Consider the following 14,278-nt stretch of genomic DNA (forward strand, 5'->3'; position numbering starts at 1 on the left):
AACTTTAAAGTGAAGACAGAATTATTCAAAGAAAGGAAAATCTTATGAATGCAACATTTTTAGCATATTATGTGGCCAACCGGTCAATGGAAACCAGTCAGGCTAGTATCAATACAACAGGAAACAATATTTCCAATATCAATACAGAAGGGTATACTAGACAGCGGGTCGATATTGTTTCGATGTACAATTCTACAACTTCGCGCTATGCTGATAAATCCTTAAAAACTGGTTTGGGTTCTAAGGCCACAGGTGTCAGTCAGCTTAGAGATCCTTACCTTGATGCCCGATATCGAGCGCAGAACAGTGAAACAAGCAAATATAGTACAATTTCCAATGCGTTATCAAATCTTGAAGATGTTTTTGATGAGGCGACAACTGAGGCATTGCAGGGGCAGCTGTCAGATTTTCTAACTGATCTGCAAAGTCTTTCCCAAAGTCCAACCTCTGCAGATATTGAGCAGGTTGTACGCTCTTCTGCTCAGAAGGTAACTTCAATCATCAATATGTATGCTAATGAAATTGAACAGGTAAAAACCCAGCAGGTAGAGGACCTTACCAATACAGTTAATGATGATGTGAATGTAGTTCTGGAAAATATTGCTCAGCTCAGTAAACAAATCAGAGAGGCCCAAGTCTATGGCGATAACGCCAATGAACTAAAAGACCAGCGAAACCTATTAGTTGATGAACTTTCTGGTTATGCCAACATTAAGGTTACCACTTCACCACAGCAAATTACTGATGATTTGACCATTGAAAACTATGAAATTTCAATAGTTGATGAAAGTGGCAATAAAACATATCTGGTTTATAATGATCTGTACAACCAGTTGTCATTATCAGAAAATGCTACGACTGGTGAGCAGGAAATATTTGTAACTAATGATATTGCAACTGACCCAAACGCCTCGATAGAAGCACAGGCGATGATTAACGACCCAACTACCTCAATCAATGATGAAATTATCGAAGGATCCATGGGGGGGATGCTGGATGTTATAAACGGAAAAGGTAGTTTTGCTGCCGGAACAGAAAATGATTTCCGAGGCATTGCCTACTACGAAGAAGCAATGAACATCTTTTCGCAAACTTTTGCAGATATATTTAATGGACTTAATGGTTTGGGGGATACAACAGTTGCTCCTTTATTTACTACTGAAGATGGTACTAGCACTACTGGGATTACTGCTGCCAATATTCAGATTTCTGATGAATGGACAGCAGATGGAAGTTTTATTGTAACAACTGACGGTTCAACAGGTGGCGCAGGTCAAGCTGATAATGTTTTAAGAATGGTTGCCGCTATGTCTGATGACCAGACATTTCTTGAAGACGATGGTACGACTACTTTTTTTGAAGGTTCATTCCATGAATATATGAATGGAATTCTTGGTGAACTAGCTAATGATGTTGAGCAGAACGGCGATTTTTCTGAAACTGCTGATACGGTATTAACAACGATCTTTACTAGTCGAGAATCGGTCGCCGGAGTTTCTTTAAATGAAGAAGGAACCTATTTGATGGCTTATCAAAAATGCTACAATGCTGCAGTTCGTTTCTTTACAGTAATTGATGAAAATGTTGATAAAATTATTAATAGTATGGGCAGAGCAGGATTATAAATTGAAATGAGGTGAGTAATATGCGAATAACATATAAAATGATGACTGGTAATTATACTGATAATTTAAACAAACAGTCTGTTGAACTGGATCGCTTAAATACCCAAGTTTCAACCGGGCGACGTTTTTCTCGGACTTCAGAAGATACATCTCGAGCTATTCGGGCATATCAGGTTCGTAAGGACATGGCGAAAATTGAAGGTTATCAGGAAAATATTGAATTTGCTGGAGATTTTATCAGTAATACCGAATCAACTATGAATAATGTCGAAGATTCTCTTTCGAATGCCATGGATAAGATTTTACAGGGTATGAATGGGACAACAAATGAAGATGATCGTAAAATTATTGCGAATGAACTGAGAACAATTCAACAGCAAATTCTTGAAACTTTGAATACCACTATAACAGATACCTATATATTTGGTGGGAGTAACACAACGGAAAGACCCTTTACAGTAGATGATACGACCGGTAAACTACTTTATAATGGTGTTGATCTGGATGATTTGACAAGCGATTCAAGTAACACTGATTTATATGCTGGTACATCTCCTATTCCGAACAATGCTGCCCCTACAAAATATGAGGTTTACCAGTATTTAAAAGAAGATTCCTTATATGTGGATATTGGACTTGGAGTAGACTTTTATGAAGCGCCTGATCCTCGGGAAGGACAGGTCAATCGCAATACGGTCTTTAACTATTCAACTACTGGTATAAGTTTTGTTGGGTCAGGTACGACTGACATCGACGGGACTGTTGCTTCTAACAATATTTATAATTTACTGGGAGAAATAGCCACAGAGTTCGAAAAAAATGATGGAAACTATTCATTTGATACGCTGGATACACTATATGGCCAATTTCAGACAGTTAAACAAAGTTCCTACCAGACAACGACAGAACTGGGGTCAAAGACAAATTATCTGGATTTCATGACCGAGCGTTATGATACCCAAATGCTTAATCAGCAGACACGCCAGAATGATATCGAAGGAATCGATACCGCCGAAGCATATATCAGTTATACGACCCAACAGGTTGCCTACCAGGCGGCGCTGAAGATGGGAACTGAAATTATTCAGCAATCGGTTTTTGATTATATGTCTTAACACTATAAGTTAATTAGGAAAGGAGAAAGAGGTGGAACAATTATTAACCATTGAAGTAGTACCTATTCAAGTTGAATTTGTTGAAAAGGAACCTTTAAAACTGTCAGCAGTACAAAACACACAGCTTGAAGTGAGTAAAGAAAGTGGTCAGAATCAGGTTCAGAGTAAGCCGATTCGGATAGCCATACAGGATTCATTTGAACCCAGTCAGAATTATAATTGGGAAAACTCGACTTATACAGCAACTTCCAAAGTGGATAATGAAGGAAATCTGCAGCTGAATCTATCTTTGGAAGATGGTGAAGCAAAATCCATTCGATTTAAGCAGGCTAATAGAAGCATTGACTCCATGGCTAGTCAGGCTTCTGAAATCGAAGCGGGTAGTATGCGACTAAGTATACCAATTCAAAGTCTTTCTGCTGGGAAGGTTGACTCAAGTACAGAATTTATGCCCCCGGATCTGGAGCTGGTGGTTACGCAGCAGCCAGATGTAATTATCACCTATGTAGGAGGTCCTATTTATTTTCCCAGAAGTGCCGACCCTAATTATGAGCCACCTATTGGATTCGAAGAGAGTTTGACAGGTGGAGCGAAAGTCATAGATGAAATTGTCTAATTTTAGGATATTTGAATTTAGAATTCCAGGGCCATCAAGTCTGTACATATAGTACGGATTAATGGCTCTTTTTATTTAAAAATTTTGGATTTATTTAGAAAAAAAACTAAAGTATTTGGAAGAACATTCGATATTAATAACAAGAGATTAAAAAAAGAAATCTCTAAAACAATTTAGTTATTAATGTGTCACTTTAAAAAAATTTAAAAAGTTTTAAAATATTTAAAAAAAAAGCTAAAGTTAAATTGAAGGCAGACGATATTAATAACAAGAAAGCTTAAATATTTAACGGGCCTTGCGTACGGAGGAAGCCCCGCAAATATTAAGAAAAAAGAATTTACACAACAAAAAAACGGAGGAAAAAACAATGAAAATTAATCACAACATTATGGCGCTTAATACTTACAGTCAATACACAGCCAATAATAAGGCTATTGGAGGATCGATTGAAAAACTATCTTCTGGATTAAGAATTAACTCAGCTAGTGACGATGCAGCTGGACTGGCAATTTCTGAAAAAATGCGTGGTCAGATTCGAGGTTTGGATCAGGCATCGAAAAATGCAGCAGATGGTATTTCGATGGCAGAAACGGCTGAAGGTGCTTTAAATGAAACACACTCTATTTTACAGAGAATGAGAGAACTGGCTGTTCAGTCTGCCAATGATACTAATACTGATGATGACCGAGCTGAAATTCAAAAGGAAATCACTCAGTTATCAGATGAAATTGACCGTATTTCGGACACTACTCAGTTCAATACAAAAAATCTTTTAGATGGTTCTATGGGTGCTGGGACAACTGCTCGTGCCAATATTAATCAGAATGAAGCTTTGGGAGTAATTGCTTCTTCAACAAGCACTCTGGCTTCTTTAACAGATAAAGACGGAAATAGTTTAGGAATAACTGCTGGGGATACCATAACTGTTCAATATATGGTTAACGGTCAGTTAACAAGTGGATCATATACGGTTGCTTCAAGTACTAGTGATTTGACTAACATTACAAGTTTAATAACTGATGGTACTATGGCTTTTACCGCGACTTCTGGAGCTGTATTGTCAACAACGACTGCAGGTTTTTCTTCTGCAATTCATGGACTTACAATAACAGTAACAGATTCTAATGGGACTACAAGAGCTTCTGCAACCAATGCACTTTCAAGCTTCACTGAAGCACAAACTGCACAAGAAAATCGTGCTGATGGTCAGGCTACCCTTCAGATAGGTGCTAACACCAGCCAGAACATGAAGTTATCGATTGAAAACATGAGTTCAACAGCTTTAGGAGTTAAAAGCATTCAAGTTGGTAATCAGGGTCAGGCAAATGTCGCGATTTCTGTTATTGATGAAGCAATTGGAAAAGTTTCAGCTGAACGGTCTAAAATAGGTGCTGTTACCAACCGTTTGGATCACACCATCAATAACTTAACTGCTTCTTCTGAAAGCTTGACTACTGCTGAATCAGGAATTCGTGACGTAGATATGGCTGCAGAAATGATGAACTTGACCAAAAACCAAATTCTTTCTCAGGCTTCTACAGCAATGCTTGCTCAGGCAAATCAGGTACCACAGGGAGTTACCCAGTTACTTCAGTAATAAAAATAAAAATGCCACCTTCGGGTGGTTTTTTTATTTTGTCATTAAAAAGTTGATCAGGCATTTTATCGTAAAGTATTGTATAATGGTTTATATATACACATAAATGGGTAGAAAATATAAATATATAAACTATAAGGATGGAAATATGTTAATAACTATAAAAGATCAAGTCTTAGAGTTCGATAGTGAAAAGGGTTCAAGTCAGAAATTATTAAATGAAATAAATCAAGTCTGCCAGAAAAATAATTGGGAAATTGACTATCTCATTATTGATGGACAACATATTGCTGAAGATTGGCTTCATTATATAGAAGAAAACTTTTTTTCAGTTAGAGATGTGATAGTAGTAGTTAATCACTTGGATGTATTGATCAGTGAAACCTTAAATTCCACTTATGAATATGTGAAAAATGGTTTTAGTCTAATAAATGAATTATCAGAATCATTCTATCAGAAGCCGGATTCACGAGATTGGAGTCTATTAGCTAATCTTTTTGAGGGAATAGAGTGGATAATAAGTGTTCAGGAGAAAATCGATGAAATAAGCAATTTAGACCAACTAATCAGAGACTATTCAATATGGAATGAAGTTGTTTTCTTGATTGGTCAATTAAAAAATAACATTATGGAAATCAATCATGCAATGGAAAATCAGGATCTGGTTTTAATTGGTGACTTACTTCAGTATGAGGTAATGCCAATTTTTACGGAGATTGCTGAGAAGTTAAGCCTTATTGTAACAGTTGGAGAAAATGATTATGTTAGCTGAAAATATTAAATTTCTAAAGAAAAACAATCTTAAACTTTTTTCAGTTTTGAAAAGTGTGGAAGAGCATGGAAATGTTTTTGAGAAAGTAGAGGTTGAAGAAGCCAAGTCAAAATTTCCCACAATAAAATATATTGAAGGTGAACAGGTCAGATATATTCATAGTAAATATAATCCTCAGCAGGAAGCGAAAACTATCATTAACCGGTTTGAAGAAAATAATGAAATTAATGATAATACCTATGTAATATTTTTTGGCTTGGGTTTAGGTTATCATGTTGATGAATTTGTAAAACGCTACCCTAACACATCGTTTTCAATTTATGAGCCATCGATAGAAATTATGAGTGAGTTTTTTAATAACCGGGAAGAAATAAAAAAATGGACAAATCTTGAAATTCTATCTGATGGTGTTTCAGAAAATTCATATCAACAGCTTATTAGACGTGTGATTATTAATTATAGAAAAAATGCCGTTATTATACCGTTGCCAATTTATGAAGAGATCTTTAGAACAGAATATCAGGAGTTTTTAAATTTCTTTAAACAGGAATTTATGAGAAATAGAGTTTCAATGAATACAGTTTTTGCATACAAAAAACGTTGGACTTTGAATAGTACAAAAAATCTTGAAAAAATACTCGAAACTCCAAATATAACAATGGATAAATTTGATTTTTTTAAAGGGAAAACTGCTATTTTAGTCTCAGCTGGTCCTTCCTTAAATTTCGAGATTGAAACACTAAGAAAAATTAAAAATGAAAAAGATGCCGTGATATTTGCTGTTGGATCTTCAGTGAATACGTTAGTGGAGAATAATATCTTCCCTGATGCAGTTTGTTCATTTGACCCTAGTGAAAGAAATCAGCTTGTGTATCAAAAAATTAATGAGAAAAGGATTAAAAATATTCCGATGATTTTTGGCTCGGCTATCGGCTATGAAGTGCTGGATCAATACCTGGGACCAAAATACCATTTTATTACTACGCAAGACAGATTGGGTCAATTTCTGCTGAAATACCATGATAAAGAATTAGTAAAGGTTTTTAGAGATGCACCAAGTGTAGCCAATCTGACGATAGAATTACTTTATGTTCTCGGTTTCTCAAAAATAATATTAGTGGGGCAAAATTTAGCCTATTTAGACAATAAAAGTTATGCAGAAGGGATTGAATACCGAAAAGATCCTGTGGATTTAGAAGACTCCAATTTACTGGAAACAAAGGATGTCGAAGGAAAGACTGTAAAGACTACGCGTGGCCTCTTAGGAATGAAAGAAGTGATGGAGAGTTATATTAAAGATTTCGATATCGAGGTAATAAATACGACTGTGGGTGGTGCAGCAATTGAAGGAACTAGATTTATTCCCTTAAAAGATCTCGAACTCGATAAAAAAGATAAAGGATTAGCTAGTTATTTTCCAGTTATTGAGAAGAAAAGTATATATGATTTAAAATATTTAGATCAACAAATAGATAAACTTCTAAATGCATATAAAAATTATTTGGAGAATCTGAAAAGTTTAGATAGAGCTATAGAGAAATTACAAAAATTAGTGAAAAATAAAAATCTTAAGGAAGTGGATAAACTTCAAATAAAATTAGATACTCTTTTCTATAAACTTGATGATAATATTTTTTTCATTCTGGTAGCAAAACCCATGAATTTTACTGAATACTCAATTCTAGCCAATGAAATTGAGTTAGTGAGAGATAAACCAGGAGCAATTACAAAATTGAGTTTCTTATTGCCCAAAATGAAGCATTTTATTAATATTTTATATGCTGATAAAGAATTAAATGAAGAAAAGTTACAAATAATTAAAGCAATCCAAGCTAAATTCTCAGATGAATGATAGTAGTTTTGCAATAATATATGTATAAATATTTATATGACGTAGACATATGTTAAATAAGGTTAGAATCATTTATCAGTATGGATTTAAGCTAATGAATTGTGAAGGAGTTTTGCTATGAAATTAGACAATTATATCCTGGAAGAACATGAAAATATTGAAAAAGCTCTAAAAAAAATAGATGACAACAGAAAAGGCTTTTTAGTAATTACTGATCAATCCAATAAAGTTCTAGGAACATTGACTGATGGTGATTTGCGTAGAGCATTTATTAATGGGTTGACTACCGTTGATAAGGTCTGTTCTATTTATAATAAGAATTTTAAAACATTATCCAATCAGGATGATTTCAGCAAAGCAATCGAACTATTCAAGAAAACGAGAGTTGAGTTTCTGCCGATTATCAACAAGCGCGGGGAACTAATAAATATTATTACAAAAAAGAACATGCATGTTCTATTATTGGGAGACATTGAGTTTGATTGGGATTTCTCTTTTTTGGATCTGGATGATCTTTTGCTTGAGCATGAAATTTATGATCGACCATGGGGATTCTATAAAACAACTTTTTTAAATTCATATGCTCAGTCTAAAATTTTAAATGTTAAGCCTTTGCATGAATTGAGTTTGCAGGAACATCAGAAACGAGAAGAATACTGGGTAGTTATTAGTGGTACTGGAGAAGTGATAATAGGTACCTCCAGGAAAAAAATTGAAGCCGGTAGTTTTATATTTATTCCCAAAGGTTGCAAACACAAACTCAAAAATAACTCAGACCAAACGGCTTTAATGGTAGCAGAAGTTCAACTTGGCGAGTATTTCGGCGAGGATGATATCATCAGATATGATAATACTTATTAATTTATTCTTTGACGCATTTAAGTGAATAGAAAGGGAACAATATGAGAAATAATAATAAAGTAAGATTAATTGCAGAAGCAGGTTGTAATCATAAAGGTGAATTGGAGATTGCTAAAGAACTGATTCAGATAGCAGCAATTTATTGTAAAGCTGATGTTATTAAGTTTCAAAAGAGAAATAATAGAGAACTTTTGTCTGCAGAGCAGTATAATGCTCCCCATCCTAATCCGGTTAATTCATATGGTGACACCTATGGAGCGCATCGTGAATTTCTAGAATTTGATTTACAAGAGCACATTCAGCTGAAAAAATGGTGCGATGAATACGGAATAGTCTATAGTAGCTCAGTTTGGGATTTGACATCGGCTCAAGAAATAGCATCAATTAAGCCGGAGTTGATAAAAATTCCCTCAGCATCGAATAATCATTTTGAAATGCTTGAATGGCTCTGCAAAAACTATCAGGGTGAAATACACTTATCTTTTGGCATGACAACGCAAAAAGAGGAAAAAGAAATTGTTGATTTATTTAGTAAGAATAAAAGAAATAAAGATCTGGTAATTTACGCCTGCACATCCGGCTATCCTGTACCCTTCGAAGACGTCAGTTTATATGAAATTGTCCGCTTGAAAAATGAATATGGAAATCAAGTAAAGGAAATAGGTTTTTCCGGACATCACTTAGGTACAGCGATTGATATTGCAGCACTTACATTAGGGGCGACAACAATTGAAAGACATTATACCTTGGATCGTACATGGAAAGGAACAGACCATGCAGCTTCATTGGAACCTGAAGAAATCAAAAAACTCAAAAAAGAATTGACGGATACAGAAAAAGCCTTATCTTATAAAAAGAAAGAAATTCTAGACATAGAAAAAGTTCAAAGAAAAAAACTGAAATACAGAGCTTAGAATGAGAGAACAAAAAATGATAGATTTAGGCAAAACGATTGCTTTTATTCCGGCAAGAGGCGGTAGTAAGTCGATCCCTTTTAAAAACATAAAAAAGATTAATGGACGACCATTGATCTATTGGGTAATAGATGCAGCAATTAATATTGAAGAAATTGATCGTGTGGTTATTTCAACAGATGATCAAGAAATTAAGCAGGTTGTCAGTGAATATAACCATTCAAAAGTTCTGGTCGTCGGACGTTCGGAAAAGGTTTCAACTGATACGGCCAGTACAGAATCTGTGATGATTGAATTTGCTGAAGAATATGAGTTTGAAAATATAATATTAATTCAGGCGACATCGCCATTGTTAGCCGAAAATGAATTGAGACAAGGAATACAAGTATTTTCAGAAGAGAAATATGATAGTGTTCTCTCAGTCGTTAAACAGAAGCGCTTTTTTTGGGAAAAAAATGAAAATAGTTTTGCCAATCCTCTTAATTATGATCCTGTTTCAAGACCGCGACGTCAGGAATTTGATGGCTTTTATGTGGAGAATGGAGCCTTCTATATCACTTCGAAAGAATTGTTAATCGAATCCAAATCCAGGCTTTCTGGAAATATCGCAATGGTGGAAATGTCTGAAGACTCATATTTTGAAATTGATGAAATAAGTGATTGGATTATAGTTGAAAACTTACTTAAAGCAAGAACTTCAGAATCTGATAATTTTTTAGAAAAGTTAAAAAATATTAGGTGCGTTATCACCGATTGTGATGGCGTTTTGACCGATGGTGGTATGTACTATTCTGAAAATGGTGATGAGTTAAAAAAATTCAATACTCGCGACGGAATGGGCTTTCAGTTGTTGTGTGAAAAGGGATATTACACTGGGATGATTACAGGTGAGAATTCATCATCAGCATATAAAAGAGCAAAAAAACTGAAGATGGATTTAATCTATACAGGTATTAAAAATAAACTTGCTGTCCTAAATGAAATATGTGATAAATTAGCCTTAACTTTCGATGAAATAGCCTATATTGGTGATGATCTTAATGACTTGGAAGTAATCAAAAAAGTGGGATTCAGCTGCGCGGTTAGAGATGCAAATGAAGAGGTAAGAAGCCATGCTGATTATATTACTAATGTAAATGGCGGAAGCGGAGCGGTTCGTGAATTCATTGATATTATATTAAATAATCAGGAATAATTGAGATTCAGTAGTTTATAAGAGGTAATTAATATGGGTTTTAAATGTATATATTGTAATGGAGTTGAGTTTGAGCCCATTGCACAAGAATTAAGAGATTCAAAAAGCTATAAAGTAGTAAAATGTTGTAATTGCGGAATCGTCCAGTTGGACAAAATTCCTGATGTATCGGAAGATCAGGAGTATTATGATAAAGATAAACAGATGAAAAGTATTATCCCGGATTTTTCAATTGAAAAACTAAGAGAAAATGCAATTCCTGATTTGGAACGGCGCTATAATTATATTTTAGAAATCGAAAAAAAAATGCATAAGATCGAGACAATTCTTGAGATTGGTTGTGGATACGGCTTTTTTGTTGATTATTTAAGCAAAAGGGATTATGACATAGAAGGAATTGAAATTAGTGCTGAGCGCAGGGAGATTGCTAATTCAATTTGTAAAAATAAGATAAGAGATACGAATCTTTTAATCAATACTACTGAAGATTCTGTACAAGAAATTTCTGAAAAAATGTACGACTTAATTTGCATGTTTCAGGTGTTGGAACATATTTCTGAGCCGAACCAGTTTTTGGAAAAAATTAAGAATAGGTATATGAAAGAAAGCAGTTTATTGCTGATAGAAGTGCCAAATCTAAGTGATAATATGCTTCGAGTATCGAAAGAGTATAATGACTTTTATTGGCAAAGAGCACATCTTGTCTATTATGACGTAAATACGCTTAAAATGGTACTTAAAAATGCCGGGTACGTAATAGTTGATGCGTTTACTAACCAGAGGTACAGTATTGAAAATGCATTTAACTGGATGATTGAGGGCACTCCTCAATTTGACAAACCCTCATTTGAATTAGAAGGGCCGCTAAATTGGTTGGAAAATTATTATAAAAAGACTCTAAAAGAAAATTTAAGTGCTGATACACTTGTAATAATTGCCAGAAAATCTGACGTGTAATTGTTATTTAAATATTTTATTTAAATTATATAACAGAAAGTGAAGGGGAGTTTTGATTAAATTACCAGAGTATGAAAAACGATTTGAGTATGAAAATAATTTTATATTATCTTGTGATAATAGCAGAATTGGAAAGATGCTTGCTCATTATGAGCTTTTTAAATTAACCCAGGAATTGCCCGGAGCAATCATTGAATGTGGTGTTTTTAAAGGAGCAAGTTTAATACGATTTGCAAGTTTCCGGGATTTATTCGAGTGCAATGATTCCAGAAAAATTATTGGTTTTGATATCTTTGGTAAGTTTCCTGAGACGAATTTCAAAGATGACGAAGCATTTCGAGATAATTTTATTCTAGCTGCAGGTGAAGAATCAATATCAGAAAATCAATTATTTGAAGTCTTGAATAAAAAAGGAGTGGATCAGAATATTGAATTAATAAAGGGCGATATTACTGAAACAATTCCTGAATATATTAAAAACAATCCTTATTTAAAAATATCATTAGTTAATTTGGACACTGATATATATGAGCCGGCAGTCACTGTTTTGGAAAATTTATGGCCAAGAATTGTAAAAGGTGGGATATTGGTGCTGGACGATTACGGAGTTTTTCCAGGTGAAACAAAAGCTGTAGATGAATTCTTTAAAGAGAAAAATGTAAAAATAAGAAAATTTAAATTTTCTTTAACACCAAGTTATATTGTAAAAGAATAACTGAGAAATGTAGGATAATGAAAGGGGGTTACCATGAAAGTATTATTGATTTCATATGATAATGATAATAGCATAGCATATTTCCCTTTGGGACTTGGCTATTTGGCAGCTGCAATCAGAGATGCAGGACATGCGGTTGAGATATATCAACAGGATGTCTATCACTATCCACCAGAGCATTTAACCGACTATATAAATAACAATATTTTTGATATTGTTGGTTTAGGTGCATGCGGTGGCTATTTTCAGTATGATATGATAAAGAGAAATCTTGAAGCAATAAATAAAGTTAAAAATAAGCCAACGATTATTTTAGGTGGTCATTTACCATCACCGGAACCTGAGTTTTTCTTAAGACGATTTAATGCTGATTTTGTTGTTTTAGGCGAAGGTGAAGAAACTACTGTTGAACTTTTGAATAAACTAAAAGATGAAAATATAGATTTCGCAACGATAAAAGGGATTGCTTATGTTGATAAAAAAGGCCAATTTATACAAACGGAAAGACGAGAACCAATAAAAAATATCGATCAAATAGGTATACCGGCATATGATTTATTTGAGATGGAACAATATGTTTTGTACCCAGCTCCTAACAAAGCAAGAAAAGATCGATCAATGGTGATGTTAAGTGGGCGCGGTTGCCCTTTTAAGTGCAATTTCTGTTATCGTATGGATCAGGGATTTCGACCAAGATCAGCTAGTTCAATCATTGTAGAAATAAAGTTTTTAGTTGAGAAGTTTCATGTCTCTTATATTATTTTCTGGGATGAGTTATTAATGTCATCAATTCCCAGAATCTATGAATTCTGCGAAGCGTTATTAAAAGAGGGTATCAAGATAAAATGGTATTGTAACGGGCGACTCAACTTTGCTTCTAAAGACAAAAAAATGCTTGTACTGATGAAAGAAGCGGGGTGTGTTTTTATTAACTATGGAATTGAGTCTATGGATGACAAATGCCTTAAGTTAATGCATAAGAACTTGACAACCGAGATGATCATAAAAGGAATAGAAAATACAATTGAAGCAGGTATCAGCCCTGGATTAAACATTATTTTTGGTAATTTAGGTGAGAATCGAAGTGTAATCGAAAAAGATGTTGAATTCTTACTAAAATATGATGATCATGCTCAATTACGAACAATTAGACCAGTTACGCCATACCCTGGGACAGATTTATATAATTTGGCAATAGAAAAGGGATTAATCAAAAACATTGAGGATTTTTACGAAGTTAAGCATCGGAACTCAGATCTGCTTACATGTAATTTCACTGATATGACGGATGAAGAGTTTTACGAATGTCTATATTGGGCAAATTCGGTTTTACTGGAAAATTATATAGATAATCTAAGGGAAAGAAATAGGCAAATTTTAGAAGATTTATATCATAAAAAGAATACAGATTTTAGAGGCTTTAGGATGGTATAGCTTTTATTTTAGTTTTCAATGACTGACATAGTAGCCAGGATTTTTTCAATAGTTAAAAAAACTTGCCACACTTGTTGTCACATATTGTAGGTGGTTATTTTTTCTGCTATAATCTGCTAAGATTATAGCATTTTACTTCAGGAGGATTTGTCAGTGAGATTGAATTCATTGGTGGGGGAAACTACCTATAGAAAACTAAAATTAAACACCATTGCTCAGTCTGACTCGCTGGCAAAATTGTCAAGTGGACTCAGAATAAACAGCGCTAAAGATAATGCGGCTGGGTTGGCGATCAGTGAAAAGATGAGTTCTCAAATCAGGGGACTTAATCAGGCTAGTCGGAATGCTCAGGACGGGATATCGTTAGTGCAAACCGCTGAAGGTGGGTTATCGGTCATTAATGAACCATATCTACAAAGGTTAAGAGAATTAGTAATTCAATCATCGAATGATACGCTTAATGATTCTGATAGAGAAATGATTCAGATTGAAGTAGAGGAAATCATTAAAGCCATTGATGGAGTAGCCAATGATACAGCCCCGTTCATTGTTGATGGCAACACAATCACCGTTGAAGAATCATTTTCAGGTGCAGGTTTGCCCGAAGAGTTCACAGTATATAATG

Annotated in this window: 12 protein-coding genes and 1 pseudogene; all 13 read left to right on the forward strand. The window is 34.3% G+C overall.

Features of this window, described 5'->3' with window-relative positions; translation table 11 throughout:
- Positions 1–44: 44 nt before the first annotated feature.
- The 13 genes and pseudogenes from flgK to Q5O24_04400 all read left to right on the forward strand — a co-directional run bounded on the left by flgK (position 45) and on the right by Q5O24_04400 (position 14,190).
- Positions 45–1,625: a flagellar hook-associated protein FlgK gene (gene flgK, locus Q5O24_04340; GenBank protein ID WKY48553.1), complete on the forward strand. Its 1,581-nt coding sequence runs from the start codon at positions 45–47 to the stop codon at positions 1,623–1,625.
- Between the two features lie 20 nt (positions 1,626–1,645).
- On the forward strand, positions 1,646–2,740 hold the full coding sequence (gene flgL / locus Q5O24_04345; GenBank protein WKY48554.1) for a flagellar hook-associated protein FlgL: 1,095 nt from the start codon (positions 1,646–1,648) through the stop codon (positions 2,738–2,740).
- 31 nt (positions 2,741–2,771) lie between these two features.
- Complete coding sequence (locus tag Q5O24_04350; protein WKY48555.1) at positions 2,772–3,356, forward strand: hypothetical protein; 585 nt, start codon at positions 2,772–2,774, stop codon at positions 3,354–3,356.
- 367 nt (positions 3,357–3,723) lie between these two features.
- Positions 3,724–4,953, forward strand: a complete 1,230-nt coding sequence (locus tag Q5O24_04355; GenBank protein WKY48556.1) for a flagellin — start codon at positions 3,724–3,726, stop codon at positions 4,951–4,953.
- A 106-nt stretch (positions 4,954–5,059) separates the two neighbouring features.
- Positions 5,060–5,725 carry a hypothetical protein gene (locus Q5O24_04360; protein ID WKY48557.1) on the forward strand — a complete coding sequence of 222 codons (666 nt, stop codon included), beginning with the start codon at positions 5,060–5,062 and terminating at the stop codon, positions 5,723–5,725.
- Positions 5,715–7,577 (forward strand): DUF115 domain-containing protein, encoded by a 1,863-nt coding sequence (locus Q5O24_04365; GenBank protein ID WKY48558.1) that lies wholly within the window; start codon positions 5,715–5,717, stop codon positions 7,575–7,577. The genes Q5O24_04360 and Q5O24_04365 overlap by 11 nt, the downstream gene beginning before the upstream one ends.
- A gap of 117 nt (positions 7,578–7,694) precedes the next feature.
- Complete coding sequence (locus Q5O24_04370) at positions 7,695–8,438, forward strand: CBS domain-containing protein (protein WKY48559.1); 744 nt, start codon at positions 7,695–7,697, stop codon at positions 8,436–8,438.
- Positions 8,439–8,479: 41 nt separating this feature from the next.
- On the forward strand, positions 8,480–9,352 hold the full coding sequence (locus Q5O24_04375; GenBank protein ID WKY48560.1) for an N-acetylneuraminate synthase family protein: 873 nt from the start codon (positions 8,480–8,482) through the stop codon (positions 9,350–9,352).
- Between the two features lies 1 nt (position 9,353).
- On the forward strand, positions 9,354–10,547 hold the full coding sequence (locus Q5O24_04380) for an HAD hydrolase family protein (protein ID WKY48561.1): 1,194 nt from the start codon (positions 9,354–9,356) through the stop codon (positions 10,545–10,547).
- Between the two features lie 33 nt (positions 10,548–10,580).
- Positions 10,581–11,504: a class I SAM-dependent methyltransferase gene (locus tag Q5O24_04385; GenBank protein WKY48562.1), complete on the forward strand. Its 924-nt coding sequence runs from the start codon at positions 10,581–10,583 to the stop codon at positions 11,502–11,504.
- Positions 11,505–11,556: 52 nt separating this feature from the next.
- Positions 11,557–12,219, forward strand: coding sequence for a TylF/MycF/NovP-related O-methyltransferase (locus Q5O24_04390; protein WKY48563.1), 663 nt, complete (start codon positions 11,557–11,559; stop codon positions 12,217–12,219).
- 33 nt (positions 12,220–12,252) lie between these two features.
- Positions 12,253–13,653, forward strand: coding sequence for a radical SAM protein (locus Q5O24_04395; GenBank protein ID WKY48564.1), 1,401 nt, complete (start codon positions 12,253–12,255; stop codon positions 13,651–13,653).
- Positions 13,654–13,821: 168 nt separating this feature from the next.
- Positions 13,822–14,190, forward strand: a pseudogene (locus Q5O24_04400) (hypothetical protein).
- The last annotated feature ends 88 nt before the right edge of the window (positions 14,191–14,278 follow it).

Source organism: Eubacteriaceae bacterium ES3, assembly GCA_030586155.1.
Lineage (GTDB): Bacteria > Bacillota > Clostridia > Eubacteriales > Eubacteriaceae > Acetobacterium.

Coding starts and splice junctions, on each gene's coding strand:
- flgL (WKY48554.1), top strand. CDS start 1,646: ATGCGAATAACATATAAAATGATGACTGGTAATTATACTGATAATTTA.
- Q5O24_04370 (WKY48559.1), top strand. CDS start 7,695: ATGAAATTAGACAATTATATCCTGGAAGAACATGAAAATATTGAAAAA.
- Q5O24_04380 (WKY48561.1), top strand. CDS start 9,354: ATGAGAGAACAAAAAATGATAGATTTAGGCAAAACGATTGCTTTTATT.
- Q5O24_04355 (WKY48556.1), top strand. CDS start 3,724: ATGAAAATTAATCACAACATTATGGCGCTTAATACTTACAGTCAATAC.
- flgK (WKY48553.1), top strand. CDS start 45: ATGAATGCAACATTTTTAGCATATTATGTGGCCAACCGGTCAATGGAA.
- Q5O24_04365 (WKY48558.1), top strand. CDS start 5,715: ATGTTAGCTGAAAATATTAAATTTCTAAAGAAAAACAATCTTAAACTT.
- Q5O24_04385 (WKY48562.1), top strand. CDS start 10,581: ATGGGTTTTAAATGTATATATTGTAATGGAGTTGAGTTTGAGCCCATT.
- Q5O24_04360 (WKY48557.1), top strand. CDS start 5,060: ATGGGTAGAAAATATAAATATATAAACTATAAGGATGGAAATATGTTA.
- Q5O24_04395 (WKY48564.1), top strand. CDS start 12,253: ATGAAAGTATTATTGATTTCATATGATAATGATAATAGCATAGCATAT.
- Q5O24_04375 (WKY48560.1), top strand. CDS start 8,480: ATGAGAAATAATAATAAAGTAAGATTAATTGCAGAAGCAGGTTGTAAT.